At 56.2% G+C, this 18,806-nt stretch carries 21 protein-coding genes, 1 tRNA gene, 2 pseudogenes and 1 CRISPR repeat array; of the genes and pseudogenes, 9 read left to right on the forward strand and 15 right to left on the reverse strand.

All coding sequences use genetic code 11. The features are described 5' to 3' along the window. The first annotated feature begins 18 nt into the window (after positions 1-18). From IQ273_RS16290 to IQ273_RS16300, 3 genes are read left to right on the forward strand one after another with little or no spacing between them, the layout of a single operon-like run. Positions 19-111, forward strand: coding sequence for a hypothetical protein (locus tag IQ273_RS16290; protein WP_397197971.1), 93 nt, complete (start codon positions 19-21; stop codon positions 109-111). Beyond that, positions 72-500, forward strand: a complete 429-nt coding sequence (locus tag IQ273_RS16295) for a diguanylate cyclase (protein ID WP_194024227.1) — start codon at positions 72-74, stop codon at positions 498-500. Before IQ273_RS16290 ends, IQ273_RS16295 begins: the two co-directional genes overlap by 40 nt. Before the next feature lie 21 nt (positions 501-521). Further along, positions 522-1,550 carry a GAF domain-containing protein gene (locus IQ273_RS16300; protein WP_194024228.1) on the forward strand — a complete coding sequence of 343 codons (1,029 nt, stop codon included), beginning with the start codon at positions 522-524 and terminating at the stop codon, positions 1,548-1,550. A gap of 44 nt (positions 1,551-1,594) precedes the next feature. On the opposite strand, the gene IQ273_RS16305 is transcribed toward IQ273_RS16300, so the two are convergent. From IQ273_RS16305 to IQ273_RS16335, 7 genes are all read right to left on the reverse strand, one after another. After that, complete coding sequence (locus IQ273_RS16305; RefSeq protein WP_194024229.1) at positions 1,595-2,371, reverse strand: YebC/PmpR family DNA-binding transcriptional regulator; 777 nt, start codon at positions 2,369-2,371, stop codon at positions 1,595-1,597. Positions 2,372-2,531: 160 nt separating this feature from the next. Next, positions 2,532-3,599 (reverse strand): glucokinase, encoded by a 1,068-nt coding sequence (locus tag IQ273_RS16310; protein ID WP_194024230.1) that lies wholly within the window; start codon positions 3,597-3,599, stop codon positions 2,532-2,534. 26 nt (positions 3,600-3,625) lie between these two features. Then, on the reverse strand, positions 3,626-4,447 hold the full coding sequence (larE, locus tag IQ273_RS16315; protein WP_194024231.1) for an ATP-dependent sacrificial sulfur transferase LarE: 822 nt from the start codon (positions 4,445-4,447) through the stop codon (positions 3,626-3,628). Positions 4,448-4,509: 62 nt separating this feature from the next. Next, positions 4,510-4,725: a hypothetical protein gene (locus tag IQ273_RS16320; RefSeq protein ID WP_194024232.1), complete on the reverse strand. Its 216-nt coding sequence runs from the start codon at positions 4,723-4,725 to the stop codon at positions 4,510-4,512. Beyond that, positions 4,709-5,158: a PIN domain-containing protein gene (locus tag IQ273_RS16325; RefSeq protein WP_194024233.1), complete on the reverse strand. Its 450-nt coding sequence runs from the start codon at positions 5,156-5,158 to the stop codon at positions 4,709-4,711. Before IQ273_RS16325 ends, IQ273_RS16320 begins: the two co-directional genes overlap by 17 nt. A gap of 63 nt (positions 5,159-5,221) precedes the next feature. Continuing rightward, positions 5,222-6,436, reverse strand: a complete 1,215-nt coding sequence (locus tag IQ273_RS16330; protein WP_194024234.1) for a glycosyltransferase family 4 protein — start codon at positions 6,434-6,436, stop codon at positions 5,222-5,224. Next, positions 6,424-7,416: a glycosyltransferase family 2 protein gene (locus IQ273_RS16335; protein WP_194024235.1), complete on the reverse strand. Its 993-nt coding sequence runs from the start codon at positions 7,414-7,416 to the stop codon at positions 6,424-6,426. The genes IQ273_RS16330 and IQ273_RS16335 overlap by 13 nt, the downstream gene beginning before the upstream one ends. A gap of 110 nt (positions 7,417-7,526) precedes the next feature. Here IQ273_RS16335 and IQ273_RS16340 point away from each other — a divergent pair, with 110 nt between their 5' ends. Then, entirely contained in the window at positions 7,527-8,447 is a 921-nt protein-coding gene (locus tag IQ273_RS16340; protein ID WP_228053188.1) for a phosphodiester glycosidase family protein, read from the forward strand. An 86-nt stretch (positions 8,448-8,533) separates the two neighbouring features. Here the strand turns inward: IQ273_RS16340 and IQ273_RS16345 are convergent, their stop codons facing one another. The 3 genes from IQ273_RS16345 to IQ273_RS16355 form a co-directional block, all read right to left on the reverse strand. Further along, complete coding sequence (locus tag IQ273_RS16345) at positions 8,534-8,914, reverse strand: slr1659 superfamily regulator (RefSeq protein ID WP_228053190.1); 381 nt, start codon at positions 8,912-8,914, stop codon at positions 8,534-8,536. An 80-nt stretch (positions 8,915-8,994) separates the two neighbouring features. Beyond that, positions 8,995-9,594: a slr1658 superfamily regulator gene (locus tag IQ273_RS16350; protein ID WP_194024236.1), complete on the reverse strand. Its 600-nt coding sequence runs from the start codon at positions 9,592-9,594 to the stop codon at positions 8,995-8,997. A 72-nt stretch (positions 9,595-9,666) separates the two neighbouring features. After that, a complete protein-coding gene (locus tag IQ273_RS16355; protein WP_194024237.1) occupies positions 9,667-10,554 on the reverse strand; it encodes a diguanylate cyclase domain-containing protein in 888 nt (295 codons plus the stop codon). A gap of 179 nt (positions 10,555-10,733) precedes the next feature. Here IQ273_RS16355 and IQ273_RS16360 point away from each other — a divergent pair, with 179 nt between their 5' ends. Then, the gene (locus tag IQ273_RS16360) at positions 10,734-11,396 is read left to right on the forward strand and encodes a TIGR04282 family arsenosugar biosynthesis glycosyltransferase (protein WP_194024238.1); all 663 of its coding nucleotides are present in this window, start codon (positions 10,734-10,736) and stop codon (positions 11,394-11,396) included. 14 nt (positions 11,397-11,410) lie between these two features. Here IQ273_RS16360 and IQ273_RS16365 read toward each other — a convergent pair whose 3' ends face one another. Continuing rightward, on the reverse strand, positions 11,411-11,935 hold the full coding sequence (locus IQ273_RS16365; RefSeq protein WP_228053192.1) for a rhodanese-like domain-containing protein: 525 nt from the start codon (positions 11,933-11,935) through the stop codon (positions 11,411-11,413). 31 nt (positions 11,936-11,966) lie between these two features. On the opposite strand from IQ273_RS16365, the gene IQ273_RS16370 reads away from it, so the two are divergent. After that, positions 11,967-12,665, forward strand: coding sequence for a DUF547 domain-containing protein (locus tag IQ273_RS16370; RefSeq protein ID WP_194024239.1), 699 nt, complete (start codon positions 11,967-11,969; stop codon positions 12,663-12,665). 184 nt (positions 12,666-12,849) lie between these two features. Here IQ273_RS16370 and IQ273_RS16375 read toward each other — a convergent pair whose 3' ends face one another. Then, positions 12,850-13,593 (reverse strand): TIGR04283 family arsenosugar biosynthesis glycosyltransferase, encoded by a 744-nt coding sequence (locus tag IQ273_RS16375; RefSeq protein WP_194024240.1) that lies wholly within the window; start codon positions 13,591-13,593, stop codon positions 12,850-12,852. A 202-nt stretch (positions 13,594-13,795) separates the two neighbouring features. Here IQ273_RS16375 and IQ273_RS16380 point away from each other — a divergent pair. Beyond that, positions 13,796-13,868 (forward strand) — tRNA-His (locus IQ273_RS16380). A gap of 213 nt (positions 13,869-14,081) precedes the next feature. Further along, a CRISPR array of direct repeats spans positions 14,082-14,624; the repeat unit is 37 nt; unit sequence CTTTCAACCTCCCCTGTCCAGGGTGGTTGATTGTGAC. A 526-nt stretch (positions 14,625-15,150) separates the two neighbouring features. On the opposite strand, the pseudogene cas12k reads toward IQ273_RS16380, so the two are convergent. Together cas12k and IQ273_RS16390 are read right to left on the reverse strand one after the other, a co-directional pair. Next, positions 15,151-17,004: pseudogene (gene cas12k, locus IQ273_RS16385) on the reverse strand (type V CRISPR-associated protein Cas12k); the annotation flags it as partial. Between the two features lie 159 nt (positions 17,005-17,163). After that, positions 17,164-17,376, reverse strand: a complete 213-nt coding sequence (locus IQ273_RS16390; protein ID WP_194024241.1) for a helix-turn-helix transcriptional regulator — start codon at positions 17,374-17,376, stop codon at positions 17,164-17,166. Positions 17,377-17,503: 127 nt separating this feature from the next. Between IQ273_RS16390 and IQ273_RS16395 the strand changes: the two genes are divergently transcribed. Both IQ273_RS16395 and IQ273_RS16400 read left to right on the forward strand, forming a co-directional pair. Then, positions 17,504-17,764, forward strand: coding sequence for a hypothetical protein (locus IQ273_RS16395; RefSeq protein WP_194024242.1), 261 nt, complete (start codon positions 17,504-17,506; stop codon positions 17,762-17,764). Positions 17,765-17,766: 2 nt separating this feature from the next. Further along, entirely contained in the window at positions 17,767-18,000 is a 234-nt protein-coding gene (locus IQ273_RS16400) for a hypothetical protein (protein WP_194024243.1), read from the forward strand. Positions 18,001-18,125: 125 nt separating this feature from the next. Here the strand turns inward: IQ273_RS16400 and IQ273_RS35815 are convergent. Next, positions 18,126-18,599: pseudogene (locus IQ273_RS35815) on the reverse strand (MIT C-terminal domain-containing protein); the annotation flags it as partial. Positions 18,600-18,806 lie beyond the last annotated feature (207 nt).

The raw sequence follows: 18,806 nt of genomic DNA on the forward strand, positions 1-18,806 counted from the left end.
ATCAACACGCGTTTGAAGTTGATTAAGCGCTCTGGCTACGGATTCACTAATTTTGAGCGATTCCGCCTCCGATGCCTAATCTGCTGGCATTTTTCTCCAACCGCTGCATAGTGATCCCAGGAGAGCCCCATTTCAAGCGGTTTAACGACACCCATGGCCACGATGCCGGGGATGCGGTGCTGAAGCTGGTCGGCACTTTGCTCAAAGACAGTGTGCGACATTCTGATATTGCCTGTCGCTACGGCGGCGAAGAAATGACCCTAATTTTGCTGGAAGCGACCCTGGCTGACACCGCCGCTCGGGCCGAAGTCATCCGAGCCGCCATCAGCCAGCTAAAGATGTCTCACCATGGGCAGCTGATCGATTCGCTGACTGCGTCGTTTGGGGTGGCCTGTTTTCCTCAGCATGGCAGCACCGGTTCAACGCTAATCAAAGCTGCCGATGCCGCCCTCTACCGTGCCAAAGACGCGGGCCGCAATCAAGTCATCGTCGCTCTGTAATATTTTTTGGTTCCTGCTGCCATGCAAACGCCCCCCTACCCAGCCAACGAAGCGACCCGGCTCAACACCCTGCGATCGCTCCATATTCTAGACACCAAGCCAGAAGAACGCTTTGACCGCATTACGCGGATCGCTAAACGGTTGTTTGGCGTGCCGATCACGTTGATGAGTTTAATTGATGCCGAACGCCAGTGGTTTAAGTCGCATCAGGGGCTAGACCTAGGCGAAACTTCGCGCGATATCTCCTTTTGTGGCCACGCCATTTTAGGCAACTCGCCGTTTGTCGTGCCCGATGCCCTGCTCGATGAGCGCTTTCGCGATAACCCCCTAGTCACCGATGGCCCTAGAATTCGTTTTTATGCCGGAGCGCCGCTAACGGTCAACAACGGCAGCAACCTGGGGACGCTCTGCGTGATTGATCAGGTGCCCCGCACGTTTACCGATGAAGACCAACAGCTCTTGGTTGACCTAGGACGCATCGCGCAGCAAGAGCTACTGACCATGCAGCTCGACACCCTTGATGAGCTTAAACAGCGCAACGCCGAAATGCAGGTGCTGAGTGAAATTGGCGAATTTTTGCAGGCCTGTTTTACCGTTGAAGAAGCCTGCGGGGCGATCGCCAGCCTAATTGCCCCGCTATTTCCCGATTGTTCGGGAGGTATTTTTATCCTCAGAACCTCGCTCAACCAGGTCGAAAATGTAGCCAACTGGGGAACAGAGCTAGGGTCTAAGCCTGGTTTTCTGCTGCCCGAGTGCTGGGGGCTGCGCCGGGGCCGGGTGCACTGGATGAACGGCACCGATCGCCCCCGCTGCCACCATATTCTGGCCGACAGCGCCATTGCGGCCTCCCTCTGTATTCCTATGATGGCCCAGGGCGAGACCCTGGGGCTGTTTTACCTCAACACCGACAATCCTCAGGTTTTGCCAGATGCCAAGCGACAGCTAGCGCGCACGGTGGCCGAGCAGGTGGGCATGGCGATCGCCAACCTCAATCTGCGTGAAACCCTTCAGCGGCAGAGCGACAGCGATCCTATGGCCGGGCATCTCTAGGGCAATCGCCTGACCCGTACCCGAGGGAGCGCTGGTGAACTGGGCTAGGCTGCGATCGGATCCAGTAAGTCCTCCGCCAGGTCAAAGTTGGCGGTAACCGACTGCACGTCGTCAAGATCCTCCAGGGCCTCCATCAGTTTGATTAACAGGCGGGCCTGGTCAGAATCGTCAACCATAACGGTATTGCTGGGGATCCAGCGCAGGTCGACCTGCTGGACAGTGTAGCCGTGGGCTTTGAGGGCCGTGTCAAGCTGCTCTAAATCGCCAGGAGCGCAGAAAACCTCAGCCCCAGGCATCTCTTCATCTCGGTTGTTGAGCAGCGTAGTGAGGTCGTAGGTTTCGGCCCCGCCTTCCATAGCGGCTTCGAGCAGGGCTTCTTCGTCACCGGGTTCAGCAATGGTGACCACGCCTTTTTGCTCAAACATCCAGCCCACGCAGCCAGTTTCGCCCAGGTTGCCATTGCTTTTGCTGAAGGCGGCGCGCAGGTCGGCGGCGGTGCGGTTGCGGTTATCGGTCAGCGCTTCGATCAGCACGGCGATGCCGCCAGGGCCATAGCCCTCGTAGCGAATGGCCTCATAGCTGTCGTCGGCCCCCAGATTGCCAGAACCTTTTGCGATCGCGCGATCGATATTGTCGTTGGGCACCCCGGCAGCCTTGGCCTTATCGATCGCGGTGCGCAGCTGAAAATTACCGGCTGGGTCGCCGCCCTGGCGCGCCGACACAATGATTTCCCGCGACATCTTGGCGAAGGTTTTGCCCTTAACCGCGTCGACACGGGCCTTTTGGCGCTTGATATTGGCCCACTTGCTATGACCTGCCATACCTCACAAACGGGTGCACTGCATGCTTGATTTTATCGCTCTAAGGGCACCCTGGCGTTGCTGATCGGCGGCATGAATTGGGGTCGGGGCAAACGGCGTTTGCCCCGACGAGAGACCTTGATGCTTTGATTCATACCTGTATCCAGCAATCCCGCCAACCTCAGGGATTGACTAAAGGGGCAGCGGCACGCAGAGCAGCGCCGATTAGCCCCACCTGGGGGTTGAGCACAATATGCACAGGCACTCGGTCGAGCAGGGGGCTGACCCGGCCCTTGTGGCTGAAGGCATCGAAAAAGGCACCGGCAATCATCAGGGTTAGATTTTTGGCGGCGATGCCTCCAGCCACGTAGAGACCGCCGTAGGGCAGCAGCTTGAGGGCCAGATTGCCCGCCTCGGCCCCGTAGGCTGAGACAAAAATTTCCATGGTTTTTTGGCAGAGGCGATCGCGGCCCTCGGCGGCGGCTAGAGAAATCACCGCAGCGGGATCAATGGTTTTAGTGGAAAGGCCGGTCTGGCGCTCCCAACTGGTAATGGCTTCGGCAATCTCTGGGGTTTCGGTGGCAAATTCGCGATCGCGCAAAAACTGGTAGATTGCCACAATGCCCTGGCCCGACACCACGCGCTCCACCGACACCCGCGAGATCTGGTGCTTGTCGATCAAGTAGCGCATCAGCTGAAACTCCAGCTCGGAGCGGGGAGCAAAATCGACGTGCCCCCCCTCGGAGGGAAATACCAGGGGCTGCCCGCCAGTCGCCAGGGCAAACCCCTGCCCCAGCCCGGTGCCCGCGCCGATAATAGCCACCGGGGCGTTGCCGTCAGGTTCCCCCTCCTGCAAAGTGTGAATATCGTCGGCGGCGAGGCCAAACACGCCGTAGCCCACGGCCTCAAAGTCGTTGATCAGCTCGACTCGCTGGAGGTCTAGCTCGACCTGCAGGCGATCGCCCTCCAGCGACCAGGCCAGGTTGGTGAGGCTAGAGGTGTTGTTGACCACGGGTCCGGCGATCGCAAAACAGGCCCGCATGGGATTGTAGGCATGCCCGCCATCGATGGCGGCCTGGTGCAAAAATTCTTTCACCATCGGCACCAGGTCGGGGTAGGCCTGGCTGGAGTAGGTGCGCTCAAACTCGGTTTTAAGAATCACCGGAGTCTCTGGGCTGGGCGCGCTGGCTTGAACCAGGCGCAGAATGGTTTTGGTGCCGCCAATGTCACCGGCAAGCAGATAGGTCATGGCTGGGGCGTTCTCCTGGAGCGTTCTCAGGGGCTAACAAGGGTAGCGGGTAGATCCTGGTTTAGCTTACCGCTGCGAAAGCCCTCTAGATCGAGAGTGACGTAGGTGAAACCGTAGCCTTGCAGCGCCTTTACAAGGGCTTCAAGGTCGGTAGCGGCGACAAAATCCTTAATATTTTCTGCCGGAATTTCAATTCGGGCAGTGTCGGCCTGCGATCGCACCCTGAGCTGGCGCAGCCCCAAATGCCGCAGATACAGCTCGGCCTGGCCCACCCGCCGCAGCTTCTCTAAGGTAATTTCTTCACCGTAGGGAAAGCGCGAGCTGAGGCAGGGCTGAGCCGGTTTATCCCACCAGGGCAGGCCGAGGGCGCGGGAGATCTCGCGCACCTCTAGCTTGGTAACGCCGATTTCGGCCAGGGGTGACCTCGCCCCCCGTTCTTGGGCCGCCTGAATGCCGGGGCGATAGTCGCCGAGATCGTCGGCGTTGACGCCATCGACCACATAGGGATAGCCGCGCCCCAGGGCCAGGGGCTTGAGAGTGTCGTGCAGCTCGCTCTTGCAGAAATAGCAGCGGTTAATCGGGTTGGCGGCGTAGCTGGGGTTCTCCAACTCGTGGGTGGCGACCATCTCGTGAGCAATACCGATCGCTGCCGCCTGCACCTGAGCTTCTTCTAAATCGGCGGGCATGAGCGAGGGGGAGTTGGCGGTAACGGCAAGGGCGCGATCGCCTAGCACGTCGTAGGCGACCTTAGCCACCAGGGTGCTGTCAATGCCGCCCGAGTAGGCGATCAGCGCTCTATCCATCGCGGCGAAGAGTGCTTTGAGCTGGTCTAATTTATGCGACACCATAGTTAAAGAAGATGGAAAGACAGTTAAATAGAAGCTTTGTTCAAAGATTGAAATAGCGGCGGTCAGGATTCTGGCTTCAATGCCTGAAAATCCGAAATTTTGGCGTATAGACTATTCACCGACTCCTGGGCAAACAGCTCATCTTTAGTCTTGAGATAATCGCTGTTGCTGGCTCCCCATGCGGCACAAAACCGAGCAAATTTAGAGGGCTCCAAACTCGACAAAAGAATTTGAAACCCTTCTTGTAAGACTTGCTGCTCGCTATTGATCTGTATCATTACTACTCAGTTCCAAGACAAAATTAACAGGGTTTATCACCTTGATCGCCAGCCCTGAACATCGATTAATTAGCCGCTTGTCGCAGGTAATTAAATATTGGCTAGCTGAGGCTTCTGCACAGGCAGTATGCAGTGCATCTAGGGCCTTAAGCCCACTGCACTCTAACTCTTCCGCTCTCTGGCGAATAGCATCGTTAACATCTTGCCTCACCTTAGCAAGCTGAAGATAACGATCCATTGCTTTCTGTTTGATTGGGTAGGGATTGCGGCTATTTTCATAGTCCAAAACTGAGGAGCCGACTAGCTCAACCTCCCCGACCTCAATCATCTGCAAGATAATGATGACAGCCTGAGCTTCAAGGAAAATCTTAGGCTGAGTTTGATTATCCAAAGGGCGGTTGTAGGAACTGGTATCTAAATATACTCTCGTCACGCAATCGCCGCTGGCAAGACCCCTTACATCTTATCGCGCTAATTCTTGATGACGTCCCAATCTCTACCCTTCGTAACTCAGTACCGCCTCGTAGGCTTGTCCAGCCCGCTCCCAAGTGAAGGTGGTTTCAATTAGCTCGCGACCGCGCGCTGAGAGGGTGGCGCGCAGGTTGGGCTGCTCAAAAAGCTGGCCGATCGCCCCAACATACTCCTCCACGCTATTCGCCCGCAGCGCCCGCTGGGGTTGGTCTACAGCCAAACCTTCGAGGCCGCGATCGCTGGCGACCACCGGCACCCCCGCCGCCATGGCCTCCAAGGTTTTGTTCTTAATGCCAAAGCCGATACGCATGGGTACCACGCATACGGTCGCCCGGTGCAGGTACTCGGCGACCGAGGGCACCCGCCCGGTGACGACCACGCCCGGTAAATTCCCTAACGCCTGAACGTCTGCCGTGGGTTTGTTGCCCACCAGGTAGAGGGCGGCGTCGGAGTAGCGCTGGCGCAGGAGCGGCAGAATGGCTTGGGCCAGAAATTTTGCGGTGTCTACGTTGGCGATATAGTCCATCGCGCCGACAAACACAAGGCTGTGGCCACCAGGGTCGGCACTGCGGTAGGGGAACTGCACCAGATCAACCCCGTTGGGCACTACATGAAGGGGAGTTTGGCCTGCGATCGGCGCAAAGAACTGGCGATCTTCTTCGGTGGTAATGACCAGGTCGGTGAATTTTTGGGCGTAGCGGCGTTCGTAGCGGCGCAGCAGAGGCAGGTTGAGGCGATCGCGCAGCAGCCTCTCCGCCGTCCCAGTCTGGAGCTGGTTCACTAGGGTGCCGTAGAGCGAGCTGTGAATATCCACCACTACTTTCTTCATCTGTTGGTGATAACTGGGCCGCACAAAGACTTCGTTGACGCTGTGCTCGCAGGTAATGGCGTCGCAGTGGCCACCCTCGACCCACTCGTCAATCCACTGCTGCATGGCGGGGGCGTGCAGGTAGGTGGTGCTAGGGGGTGTACCTGTAGCGAGAAAGTGAGCAAAGCGGCTGAGTTTACCTGTTAGCCCCGACTGCAAGTCGGCAGCGGTGGGGCGAGGAAAGCAGACCAGCTTGTCGACGTAGGTGGCGAGGGTGGCGACATCGTCGTCGGTTACTTCGGGCGATCGCTGTGTCACCAGCGTCACCTCGTGCCGCTGCCCTAGGTGCTTAAGCAGGTAAAAGGTGCGAATTTGGGTGCCCCCCAGCGTCGGCGGGTAGGGAAACGTGGCCGAGATCATCAGGATTCGCATTCAATCAATTCTCCCAGATGGGTGACGGTACGGGCACTGTCTGGTAACTCGGCCTCGGCCTGTCCCTGGCTACGGGCACGGGTGCACCAGAGATCCAGCGGTGTAATCGCCAGTTCTAGCGGGGTGCCTCGGCCAGTCAGCAGCTTGGCTGTGGCCTGAGGCAGTTCTTTCAAACCCCAGCGCAGCAGGCGATAGCGAGTTTCTTTGGCGGTGAGCGATCGCATCAGTTCCACCCCATGCAGGTCGTGCAGATAACGGTTGGAGCAGCCGTAGCGGTACCACTGGCTGCGCAGGCCCTTCAGGGTATCGCGGTGGCGATGGTAGACCACGGCATCGGCAGCGTGGACAAGCTGCCAGTCGGTGGCTTGCTGAATGCGCCAGCACAAATCGGCGTCTCCGCCCGTGGTCAAATGGGGACGAAAGAGGCCAACTGTACCCAAAATTTCGGCCCGCACCGCCAGGTTTGCGGTTTGGCCGTAGGGCAACAAGGAATGATTCAGCGTGTTGTGCTGGGAGAGGGTGCCCTGGCGATCGGCGTAGCGTTCGAGCCAGTTCTGGCTGGGTAGAGCCTTGATTTCTCCCGCGACCAATCCTACGGAATGATTACTAAAGGGCTGCACCAGGGCAGCAAGCCAGTTTGGCTCGGGCTGACAGTCGGCATCGGTAAAAGCGAGAATGTCCCCGATGGCGGCGGCGATGCCAGCGTTGCGAGCGGCGTAGGAGCTTTGGATTGTGCTGTAGGTAAGGACTCTCAGGTTGACATTCTGAGATGCGGCAGCTTGGAGCAGGTCGGGGGTGCGATCGCGGCTGCCATTGTCCACCAGCAGATACTCGACGCGATCGGCGGGGTACTGCTGCTTCAGCAGGCGTTCCACCAGTTCAGGCAAATCGGCCTCGCCATTGTAGATGGGCACGATCACCGATACCGAAGGATACGCCTTTGGCTCGGTGTCGCTGGTTGTTACTGTGGGAACCGGCATGGCCTGCAACCAAAACTGGTTCCAGTATGCCCATCCCCGAACTGGATGTCCCGAAGCGGCGGCGATCGCTGTTGCCGCTATACTGCTGAGCGCAACCTGTTGTTGGCACTATGCAGACTCTGCTTCGACACACTCTCTCTCTTAGTCTGGTCTCGGCTCTGGGCCTGTTTGGCTGCGCCCCTATTCCCAATCCAGTCGATGCAGCGGATGCGGGTTCCAGCCCTGAGGCACCCCCCGAAGCGCAGCCGATGCCGCCGGTTTACGAAACTATTCACCTGCCTACGGCTGCGGTGCATGTCGTCACCGTTCCCGACCCGATACGCTATCCGGTGCAGGTAGCGGTGGTGGATGCCCTGGAGCGAGTTGACCAGATCGCAGCCCAGGTATGTGAGGGCGAAGGATGCGTGGCTGCCGCCATTAACGCGGGCTTTTTTGACCCCAACAACGGTCTGACAACGTCCCACGTTGTGATAGATGGGGCGCAGGTGGCCGACCCCAGCCAGAACGATCGCCTGGTGGGCAATCCAGACCTGGCCAGCTACATGGATAGGATTCTGAATCGTTCAGAGTTTCGCCGCTACGACTGCGGCAGCACTCCCAGCTACGACATCACCTTTCACCTAGAACCCGTGCCGGCAGGCTGTGCCTTAGTAGATGCTGTAGGCGCTGGGCCGCAGCTGCTGCCGCAGGATACGTCGGTGGCGGAGGGTTTTGTTGATCAGGCTGTGAGCCGCGATGCCCTGGGCAGTCAGTCGCTCAATGCGCGATCGGCGGTGGGGCTCAAGGCCGATGGCAGCGTGGTGCTGGTGATGGCGGCCCAGGTGCCGGGGGTGTCGCCCAGCGGGATGACGATGGAAGACATAGCAGCAATTATGGGCGATCGCGGTGTGGTAAAAGCTCTTAGCCTTGACGGCGGCAGTTCTTCAACGCTGATTTACCAAAGCACCACTTACTTTGGTCGGCTCAATACGTCGGGCGAACGGGTGCAGCGCCCAGTGAAATCGATCCTGTGGGTCGAGAATCTTCGGTAAAGACAAACGGTTGGTTGATCAGAACAGGTTCTATGGTTTTGATCAAGGCTAAAGCAACCCCCCCACCGGATTCACTCAGCTCTGCCCTAGGATCTCAGCATTTCGATGTGCAGGTCGGGCATAAGGCGCTTTAGGTTTTTGAGCGATCGCGTTTGCCAGAGAATTGCCTCAGAGCCGCGAAAGCTGAGGCGGGTAGTGCCGCGATCGCGCACCTTGACCACAAACATTGACAGCATGCTGATGCCCGAGCTGTTGAGAAACTCTAGCTGTTGCAGGTCAACGGTAAAGGAGTCATGCGCAGCCGCCTCTATTAGCAGATCCATCACAGGTTGGTAAGCTTCGATGCCGTTTAGCCGCAGAAATCCCTCCATCACTACGGTGGCTGTTTCCGCCTGGTAGTAGACGCGATAGTCTTTGGTTTCAATCATGGCAGAGTCGGGCATCATGGCGTTGATCGAATTCAGCATGGGAAGCAGGGGTAGAAACTGGGTTTAGGGCTACTACGTGCTAGGGTGCGATCGCTTGCCCTTAAACTAGCGACACTCGATCAAAAAGCCGCCTTTAGGCTTAGATAGGCCTGCACATCGACTTGAATAAACCCCGGTAGCTGAGGGCTGTGCCCAAATCCCCAGCCAAATTCCACGCCATAGTCGCACATCATCGTTAAAAAGCCCATGTGCGACTCGCCGTGGCCTACGGCGGCTTTTTCGAGCTGTTGGGCAAACAATATGTCGAGATCAGTAGCGTTTAAAATATCTTGAATAAACGCCTGAAACTGCTTAGCTGACAACGATTCAACCAGGTTGAGCGACTGAAAGACAATGCAATCTTCGTACAAAAATAGCGAAATACTAATCGGGTCTGAAGATCGTTCGGTGTGGTATTTAATCGCGTTTTCGAGCAGCTCATTGGCGATGTAGCTAATAGCAGCCTTAACAGTGTCGCGCTGCATCACATCGTCTGCCGCCTCATTTTTTTGCGGGTTGCCTGGGAAAAAGGTGGCAAAATAATCGCCCAAAAAATCTGCCGACAACCCATAGTTACGCCACCGCTGCTGCCGTGCCGATGCCGAGGGCGAAAAGCAAATGGTGAGGTATTCTCTGCTGTTGTCTAGGCAGGTGGCAAAGCGACCAAACTGTCTGGGCATGGCGGTAGGAATCCTAGAAAAATTACCCGCAGTAAGCCGCCAAAGCCTATCCAGCCCTTTAAGAACGGGACTTTAAACGCTGGCCGCAAAAATCTGGTTTTTCCCCAGGCGTTTAGCCTTATATAGCTGCTCATCCGCCCGCTGCAGCAGATCGATGCCGCTAGCGTGCATCTGGGGAATAGTGCCAGCTACCCCGATGCTCACTGTGACCACTGGGGCCACCGTAGAACTTTGGTGCGGAATGCGCAATCCTAAGACTTCCCGCTGAATCCGCTGGGCTACCACCTGGGCTTCGGCCAGGGTGGTGCGGGGCAAAATGGCCACAAACTCTTCGCCGCCGTAGCGGGCTACCAGATCATTGGCGTGGTGCAGGCAGTGGCGCAGCACGGTGGCTACGGCCACCAGGCAAGTATCTCCGGCTAGGTGACCGTAGGTGTCGTTGTAGCCTTTAAAGGCGTCGAGATCACAGAGAATGATGGCCAGGGGGCTCTGCTCTCGCCCCATGTCTTGCCACTGCTGCACCAGGTACTCATCAAAACGGCGGCGGTTGGGAATTTGGGTCAGCCCGTCGATGTCGGCCCGCACCATGGCGGCGCAAAACTTCTGGTGCCACTGGGTATCGAGGGTATCGCCGTGCTCCATGATGGTGTGCATGATGATCTCTAGATCGGCTTTTTGCCGCGAAATCAAGTCGATCAGGGTTTTGAGGGTGACTTCGGCCCGCAGCCGCTCGGCCATCTCGGTCTGAAGGCGCTGATTGGTGCTGTACAGGTCGGCCTCAATCAAATCGCCGTGCTCAGCTGTAGTTGATAGGGCAATGCGCAGGTCGGCGTTTTCCTGACGCAGCCGCTGATTCTCTTGCAGGGCCTGGTGCAGGTCGATAGGTGACAGCGGTTCAGGACAGACCTCTGCAGGGCCGCCAGCGGGTGGATCGGGGTGGGGATGGCGTGGGCAGGTCATAGCGAAAACATGGCCCCGTCACCCCCAGCCAACCCGTACACATGATTTGACTCAAAGCCGTGCATGTAGCCCATGGTGGTAATCTATTGCGACATAGGGTACCCAAAAATTAGCCTAAAGCGGCGATTAATTTTCAGTTAACGAAAAGAGATCTGGCCTGTCATAAACCGATTCCTGCCATGAACCGACTAAAGACCCAGGCCATATACCCACCTCAGGGCCAGCCCTTTAGCCTGATGCTGTTTACCCGCTACCCCGAGCCAGGTCGCACTAAAACCCGCCTGATTCCGCACCTGGGGCCAGCGGGGGCCGCAGCCCTCCAGCGACGGATGACGGAGCACGTGCTGGCTCAGGTGCAGGGCGCAGCCCAACGATTGCCCCTGGCCGTTGAGGTGCATTTTGCCGGCGGTAACCAGGGGCAGATGCAGGCATGGCTGGGGAATGCGGTTGATTACTATCCCCAAGCTGAGGGTGGTCTGGGCGATCGCCTGATGGCCGCTTTTAGCCAAAGTTTTGCGCTGGGTCGACCGGGGGCGATCGCCATTGGTAGCGACTGCCCTGCCCTAGGAGCCGACCATTTGGCCGCCACCCTAGCGGCACTACACCAGGTCGATGTGGTGCTCGGCCCCGCTACCGACGGCGGCTATTACCTCATTGGTCTGCGGCAGCCAGAGCCAGCCCTATTTCAAAATATAGCCTGGGGCAGCGACCAGGTGCTGGCCCAAACCCTGGCGGCGGCCACCGCACAAGACCTTGCCGTAGAGCTACTGACTCCCTTAACCGACATCGATCGCCCCGAAGACCTGCCTCAGTGGGAGACCATTCTGGCCAGTGTGAGCTGAAGGGTCACCGACGCTTATTTCTGCTGGTCGACGTCAGGCTTAGATTGCTCTGGTAGGTGAGCCAACCCAGGCTTGAGCAGCAGACCCCAGCGAGGGTTGTAGGGGTGCACAACCGCTGTGGGCTGACCCGAGTGAACCAGCGATCGCCCTTGATTTGCCCACTGAAATATCGACCCGGCCAGATTAAACACCTGGGTGTACCCAGCTGCTTGCAGCCCAGCGGCGAGTCGGGCCGAGCGATACCCCACCGAGCAGTAGGCCACAATAGGCTGATCGGAGTTTAGCCCTAGGGCCAGCGCTGCATCTAGATTGGGCGTAGCTCGGGCATTCGGTAGGTGGCTAACCGCAAATTCATCGTCTCGGCGCACATCAAGCAGAATGGGTAAAGGGGCTTTGCCCTCGCTCAACCAATCTGCGAGACTTTGGGGAGTAAGGGTAGGCACCCCTGGAAACGCCCACTGTACCCAGTGGTCTATCATCCACCAGGCCACAGGTCGCGCTACAGTCTGCAACAGCATTGGGGTTGGCATCGAAGACATAGGATTATGCGCCAGGCGCAGGAGATGGGCCATGCTGGATTTTACCCCCTGGAATACCTTGCTCCAGACCTACGTTGATGACCAGGGCCGAGTTGACTATGCCCGCTGGCAGCAGCAGGCCCTGCCTGAGCTGGATGCCTGGCTGACATCTCTACCCAATACCCTCGATGGCTTGGTTACAGAAGACTCTCTTGCGTTATTGATCAACCTCTACAATGCCCTCACCATTCAACAGGTGCTAAAGCATTACCCCATCGACTCGATTTTACCGAAGGTGCTGGGGCTGCCCAACTGGCTGGCGTTCTGGCGCTTTTTCAACCGCTCTCTCTATACTCTTGATGGTCAAGCCGTCAGCCTCAATAATGTAGAGCATGATAGGTTGCGACCTCAGTTCAAAGAGCCGCGTATTCACTTTGCGGTTGTGTGCGCCTCGGTGGGGTGCCCAATTCTGCGCAACGAAGCCTACTGGCCCGATATTGTCGAAGCTCAGCTTGAAACCGACGCCCATCGCTTTATTCACAACCACGACAAGGTGCGCTATGACACCGAGGCCGGGGTGCTCTACTGCAGCAAAATTTTTAAGTGGTATGGCCAAGACTTTTTGCGATCGGCCCCCTCCATACCCGAGTACATCGGCACCTACCTGCCTAGCAACCCGCCGCTGTCGCCCCTAACCGAGGTACGCTACCTCCCCTACGACTGGAGCCTAAACCAGCAGTCCATCCCCTAGTAGACAGCGGCATAAGTGTGACGACTATTGCCAATCGCGAGGGAGCAGGGGAGCTAGGGAGCCAAGCGAGTCGGAATGGTAGGCATATTTCAGCCGTCGAGTACTAGGGCCTTTGTACAGCTGATGCATCGTACAGCCGATGCGGTAGCCCAAAGCATCAGTCCCACCCATCCACGACCTTCTTCTACCGCACCTCCTCATAAAACCGCTTCAGGGCAGCGGCGGGCACTCCCACCCCCCAGAGCAATCCAATCATTAAATAAATGGCGTTGGCTTTGAAGGCACCCCAGGCCGCTACCCGCCGGTCTGACGATTGCACGACTCGGTTCAGCTGACGCAAGTGGCCTCGACGGCATAGCTTGAGGCACAGATCGGCTTCTTCCATAATCGGCAGAGCCGGGTCGAAACCACCGCAGGCGAGAAAATCGGCGCGGCGACAAAACATGACCTGGTCGCCAAACAGCAGCCTCAGACCCCGAGTAAAGAATAGATGGGGCCGAAACAGCAGCGGGGCGTAGTAGGTTTTAAGCGCGTTGTGCAGTGAGATACCCCAGCGGGTAGCCCCTGGCCCAGCCATCAGCGAAATAAAGCCGCCCCCCGCCACCCCTGGGTTGGCGAGAGTGCTCTCGACGACGTTTACAAAATCGTCGGGGACCAGGGTATCGGCATGGAGAAAACAGAGAATGTCGCCCCTAGCCGTCTTCGCGCCCAGGTTCATTTGCACCGATCGCCCCGGTGCCGGTGCCTGAATCACTCTTAGGGGCAGGCGATCGCTCCAGGTGCGGGCGATCACAACCGTGCGATCGCTGCTGCCACCATCTACCAGCACAATCTCACGCGGCGGCGGGTTGAGGCTTTGCAGAACGCCCAAAGTACGGCCCAAGCAAGCGGCCTCGTTCCAGGTGGGGATGATGATCGAAACCGACATAGGCAAAAGACCATTGACTCACAGCCGCAGTACGGCCTAACTCACCGTAGTGGATGAGTCGACGGCGAAGGTACGACGGGCGATCGCCTATCCACTGGTTTGGATCGTAAGGTCTGACACCCTCACCCATCATCAGCCAAAAAGTTGAACATTCCCTGGTTATGTGGTCGCCTTCGGTGCTATATTAGTTAACGCGATTATGGCGGGTGTAGCCAAGTGGTTAAGGCAGTGGATTGTGATTCCACCATTCGAGGGTTCGATCCCCTTCATCCGCCCTTTGTTGTACAGTGACACTTTATTTGTCATCAGTGACACATTGCTGTCATCAGTGACAAACTAGTGTTATTGAGACACATTGCTGTCGTTGAAGCGGCAGTGACAAAATAAGTGTCGCTTACTGTCTTGTAGCGGTGGCTAGATGTGGGTTCATTCAAGAATCACAATCCACTGCCTTCTTTCAACTCGCTTTAGATTTGCCTGAATCTAATCCTTCAACCTCCCCTGTCCAGGGTGGTTGATTGTGACGGACGCCTTGGCCGGGGTTACCTGGGCTTTTGTCTCCTTTCAATCTCCCCTGTCCAGTGTGGTTGATTGTGACTAGGGCGTCTCTGGGCTGATCAAGGTTGTGGCGCTTCTTTCAACCTCCCCTGTCCAGGATGGTTGATTGTGACAAAACCGAAACGTTCGAGGCTCAAGCGTACAGCTGCTTTCAACCTCCCCTGTCCAGGGTGGTTGATTGTGACTCGATCCGCCCCTGTATGAGGTCGGTGGCGAATTGCTTTCAACCTCCCCTGTCCAGGGTGGTTGATTGTGACGTGGTGGTCGCGTCCCAGCGGTTGTCGTATTCGATCTTTCAACCTCCCCTGTCCAGGGTGGTTGATTGTGACGGCCTTGCGTTCATCAGGTTTCGATAGTTTTCCTCCCTTTCAACCTCCCCTGTCCAGGGTGGTTGATTGTGACTGTACGACACGGCGGAGAGCCGCTTCCTCCTCACCTTTCAACCTCCCCTGTCCAGGGTGGTTGATTGTGACCGCAGGCTCCTCAAAGGCACTTAAATAAAGGCTCTCAGAAGTCATTTGCGCGGATCGACTCATCCATCCCGACTGCACTGGCTAATTAGAGATCTTTTGACCTTTACAAAGACCTGGAATGCCCGTCTGATAGGTATTTCAGATTTTGCGCGGGTCGAGAAGGATAATTTCACCTTACGAAAGCCCCTCAAACCCAATGTTGGAGCGAGTTCCCCCTTGGTTGGGGGTGATTCGGTAGCCGCTACAGCAGTACATCCGCACCCCTATTGCTGGGAGCGCACCTACGCCATAATTGAGGTTACTAGCACGTCAACTACGACTTAATCTCTTCGGAGAAGCCTAAGCCTCTCGTCCGACAGCATCGGGGCGAGTAGCTACCAGGGTCAGAAAGCACAGCTGTATTCCAACAGCCAAACTAACCCTTATTTCACACGACTCAGAGGCCAAAGCATGAGTCGCGGCGCTATTGAACTATTCAGTTTTCCAGGTTCAAAGCTTTTGGCCTATTGTAGTGGAGGCTCTAGTTCTAAGATACTACTGTCTGTCTGGACTCATAGGCTGCGATCGCAACAGCCTTAGCCATCTCACCAGCAGTCTTCTGCCATGGCTGTTTAACGGCTTCTAGAGCAAGTCCAGCCTGAGCAGCTTTGCTGCCAACTTGATCAAGCAGCCTGCCGTAGCTCCACTTATGGATGCTGGTTCTGTACTGCTTGGCGTAACGTTTTTGGCCTTCGACCGAGCCTGGAGCCTTTTGCTCGGCTTTGGCCTCAATTTCGGCTTGGAGAATCTCACGGATGTTGTCTAACTTGGGGACGGCAATACTGCCTGCTCTGTATTGCTGAGCTGTGACCACGATAGCCTTCGCTAGCAGTCGATCGACATGCTCTCCCAGGTTAGAGGTGCCAAACTGGTTGTTCTTGCCTTGGCGCTGAGCTTTGTGGCGCTCGTGGGATTGTTTACCTTGTTCTCGCCGTTGTCGGAGAAATAGAGCATAGTCTTTGCCCAGCAGTTGTCTGAGACTGCGGTAAGCCAATACCTCCTGGGTCTGAGCGTTCCAAACAGCCAGCGTCAGAGGGTTATCCCAGCCCAGGCTCAGGCCAATGATGAGGTGGGGTTCACCCTGGTAGCGAGGTTGGCTGGGGCGGTCAAAGGGGCTGTTGAGCCTCTCTAGAGTAGAGGTGAGGCGCTTGGCATAGCTTTGCTGGGTGTCAGATAAACTACTCTTCTCGCTCAGCCGGGTGAGCACCTTGGCGGTTTCTACAGCTTTCTCTTGGCGCACGTCTTCGGTGCCCTCGGCGCTCCAGAGGCGAACATCAACGGTGCAGGAGAGGGTGAGATAGTGGGTATCCCAGGGATGGCCTTTGCGATCGCTTTCTTGCCAGGAGATGCGGGCTGAACGCAGGGCAAAGAGGGCGCTGGAGTGCTGGTTTTTGCTGGCCCGCTTGGTTGTTTGATCTTCTAGAAACCTCTGGAACCAGGGCAACTGCCGTTGGTCGCAGTAAATCTGAAAGGTATGCTCGCTGAGACCGTTGAATCGGACACAGAGGCGACCTGTTTGGTTCAGAGACCAGACCAAGTCTTCGTTGGTTTCAAACAGGATAGGAAAGGGGATGGTGCGGGGCTGGGCCAGCAGTTTATCCTGCCACTGCTTGTGCTCGCGGTTGTCCTTGGGCACGGTGGTGGTGGCGGTGAGTAGGGTCGAGAGCCAGGCTTGCCCAGTCAGATCGCGCCCTTTGGGAATGCGGGCTTCGATTTGGTCTTGAAGGCGCTGCACCTGAATTTCGGCTTTGCGCCGTCGCTGGGTAAACTTCTCGGGGTCTTCAGGCTTCTCGGGAAGTTTGCCACCGTTCTTGAGTAAGTAGGCGGTGGCACAGCGTATTAGGGGTTGTTTAGCCCCGTCGTGCTTTTTGAACAGTTGCGCTCTGATTAAGTCTTTGGCTGATTTGCCTGGGCCTGAGGTCTTATCGGTCTCAACGGCTTTTTCAACCTGAGCCAGAACTTGAGCAGCTTTTTCCCGAATGGCTTCTAAATCCTGGCCGCACATTTCGGTCAGTTTATCATCACCTTTGAGGATGGTGAGCCACATTTGCTTGCCAGTTATTTGGCGCTGGAGGCGACTCTGGAGAGTGAACCAAGACTTGAAGATGTAGTTAACAGCTTTTTCAGCCGAGGCATAGAACCGGGAGGGCTGGCCGGAGAAAGGGGCCTCAGTCTTCAGGCTTTTACAGAGCTTGGTGACCACATCAGCAGGGTGTTTACCCTTGAGTCGCCAGGTCTCAAAATCATCGTGGGTGACGACCGCTTGAATAAGGGCGTTGATCAAGGGGGTGTTCTTTTCCGTGGCTAGCATCCACAGGTATTGCCGGGTTGTGGGTGAAGCGACAAGGCGGCACTAAATCGTTTTTTGAGCCATGGGCTTTTGCGGCTACGGTAGTGCAAATGTATCATTTGTTGCCCACGAGTTCAAGCCCTGCTGAGCCATAGGAGTCGATACGCTGTGTCTACCTGATTGCCAGGGAAAGCCGGAAGGAGAAACGAGCTAGGGATTATCTGGCTCATAGATGATGAAGTCTCCTGGTTGCCAGCCATATGCGCGGCAAATTTTTTCGATCACATCGCCAGTGGGTATGTAGCCAGGGTCATCGCACAGCCGATAGGCGGTTGCTCGACTGAGCCCGGTGTCCTGCCAAAAGCGATACCGGGTGATGCCTTTCTGGTCAATTAGGTCTTTGATGAGGTTTTTTGCGCCCATCCCATCATATTGCCAGTATTCTCACCTTGCGCCTATGTCTAAAAAATGAGAATAATAGAGTTGAAAGCCACCGCATCAGCTTTGGTCGGCAAGAGCGGTGGCTGACCCCTTACATGGAGCTAAAACCATGATGACAGACAATAACCGTTACCAGACGGCGAAAGCCTGTGCTGGCGAAGCCGTTGAGGCGCTGTACTCGGTTTACTGGGCAGACAGCTTTGATGCTGAACGGCTGGAGTCGAGGCTGGCCGAGACGATCGCTTTCTTTACCCGAAATGCTTGCAGTCTCTCGGAGCCGCACCCGCATCCTGAGAATTTGGAGCAGGGTGGTGAAGAGGGTGTCTCCCCAGCGCTGCCGCTGGTCAGCACCGAAGTGGGGAGGAAGTAAGCATGTCTTCAGAATCCTCAAATCCGCCGCTGGCTGGCTTGCCCGATCGCACTCCGTCTGACCATCTTCGGTTGCTGGCTATTGGCAACCCTGATGTAGTGAACGATTGTGTGCTGTCACTGTTTCGGCTGGGCTATGCCCGACCGGAAGAGTGGTCAAGGCTGCTGCCGGGGGCCATGCCTGGTGAGGTGATGCGAATCTTGACTAAGCGAGTGACGCCGTCAAATCAAGATTGAGAGCGTTTCATAAAGACTGATTGAACCCGGTAGGCTCTATCGGGTTTTCTTGATTTAAATGACATTTACAAGCTTTTAATCTAGTTCTTACTTATATCTAGTTAGGAGATTCTGAATCTTGAGTCTCAGCTCTCTCGGTAGATATCTACCTTGGTCTCCAAGCATTTGCGAAGGCTCATATCGTTGACACCAATACCAAACCAGCTGTCTGGCTTTTGGTAAAAGTCAAGGCCACGCCCAATTTTTATGAGCCAACCGTTATCTAGTCGAATTTCACGATCATGGAGATTTTCGTTGAGTTGAATGTCTAGGACGATATCGACTTCTAGCAGGCTTTGCTTGAGGTCGTTGAGCTTATCCTGAATTTCAGCGATTGGAGTCTCATTATCGTAGCTGGTGGTTAACTCAATGCGTTTGACGGTGCCCGTTTTGACTGCCGTCTCGCAGAAGCGAACAAAATTTTGAATCTGGTGAGAAACCCGAATATAGGGTTCTTCAATCGTGATGGCCTTAGCCCCTTGAAGATAAGGGCCAAAGATAGAGTCGTAACTGTGGCCGGTGTCGCCGTAGTAAATGGTGAAGTGCTGCTCTTCAAGAGCGGCAGGTTGAGCTGAAACAGAGGCTCCCTCTGGGACAGCGGCTTGGTGGTGCAGAAAAGTCCTGAAAGGGTTGTTGTGAAAGGAGTCCCAAATGAGACAGGGTAGATGGGAAGGGGCATTTCATGAGAGGCTTGAATTCCCCAACTCAAGGCCAGTCTCATGGAAACACCCCTCTTGTATCGTCAACTGCAAGACCAATTGAGTCAA

Origin of the sequence: Nodosilinea sp. LEGE 07298, assembly GCF_015207265.1 — a bacterium.
Classification (GTDB): domain Bacteria; phylum Cyanobacteriota; class Cyanobacteriia; order Phormidesmidales; family Phormidesmidaceae; genus Nodosilinea.

Coding starts and splice junctions, on each gene's coding strand:
- IQ273_RS16295 (WP_194024227.1), top strand. CDS start 72: ATGCCTAATCTGCTGGCATTTTTCTCCAACCGCTGCATAGTGATCCCA.
- IQ273_RS16300 (WP_194024228.1), top strand. CDS start 522: ATGCAAACGCCCCCCTACCCAGCCAACGAAGCGACCCGGCTCAACACC.
- IQ273_RS16305 (WP_194024229.1), bottom strand. CDS start 2,371: ATGGCAGGTCATAGCAAGTGGGCCAATATCAAGCGCCAAAAGGCCCGT.
- IQ273_RS16310 (WP_194024230.1), bottom strand. CDS start 3,599: ATGACCTATCTGCTTGCCGGTGACATTGGCGGCACCAAAACCATTCTG.
- larE (WP_194024231.1), bottom strand. CDS start 4,447: ATGGTGTCGCATAAATTAGACCAGCTCAAAGCACTCTTCGCCGCGATG.
- IQ273_RS16320 (WP_194024232.1), bottom strand. CDS start 4,725: ATGATACAGATCAATAGCGAGCAGCAAGTCTTACAAGAAGGGTTTCAA.
- IQ273_RS16330 (WP_194024234.1), bottom strand. CDS start 6,436: ATGCGAATCCTGATGATCTCGGCCACGTTTCCCTACCCGCCGACGCTG.
- IQ273_RS16335 (WP_194024235.1), bottom strand. CDS start 7,416: ATGCCGGTTCCCACAGTAACAACCAGCGACACCGAGCCAAAGGCGTAT.
- IQ273_RS16340 (WP_228053188.1), top strand. CDS start 7,527: ATGCAGACTCTGCTTCGACACACTCTCTCTCTTAGTCTGGTCTCGGCT.
- IQ273_RS16345 (WP_228053190.1), bottom strand. CDS start 8,914: ATGCTGAATTCGATCAACGCCATGATGCCCGACTCTGCCATGATTGAA.
- IQ273_RS16350 (WP_194024236.1), bottom strand. CDS start 9,594: ATGCCCAGACAGTTTGGTCGCTTTGCCACCTGCCTAGACAACAGCAGA.
- IQ273_RS16355 (WP_194024237.1), bottom strand. CDS start 10,554: ATGACCTGCCCACGCCATCCCCACCCCGATCCACCCGCTGGCGGCCCT.
- IQ273_RS16360 (WP_194024238.1), top strand. CDS start 10,734: ATGAACCGACTAAAGACCCAGGCCATATACCCACCTCAGGGCCAGCCC.
- IQ273_RS16365 (WP_228053192.1), bottom strand. CDS start 11,935: ATGTCTTCGATGCCAACCCCAATGCTGTTGCAGACTGTAGCGCGACCT.
- IQ273_RS16370 (WP_194024239.1), top strand. CDS start 11,967: ATGCTGGATTTTACCCCCTGGAATACCTTGCTCCAGACCTACGTTGAT.
- IQ273_RS16375 (WP_194024240.1), bottom strand. CDS start 13,593: ATGTCGGTTTCGATCATCATCCCCACCTGGAACGAGGCCGCTTGCTTG.
- IQ273_RS16390 (WP_194024241.1), bottom strand. CDS start 17,376: ATGGGCGCAAAAAACCTCATCAAAGACCTAATTGACCAGAAAGGCATC.
- IQ273_RS16395 (WP_194024242.1), top strand. CDS start 17,504: ATGATGACAGACAATAACCGTTACCAGACGGCGAAAGCCTGTGCTGGC.
- IQ273_RS16400 (WP_194024243.1), top strand. CDS start 17,767: ATGTCTTCAGAATCCTCAAATCCGCCGCTGGCTGGCTTGCCCGATCGC.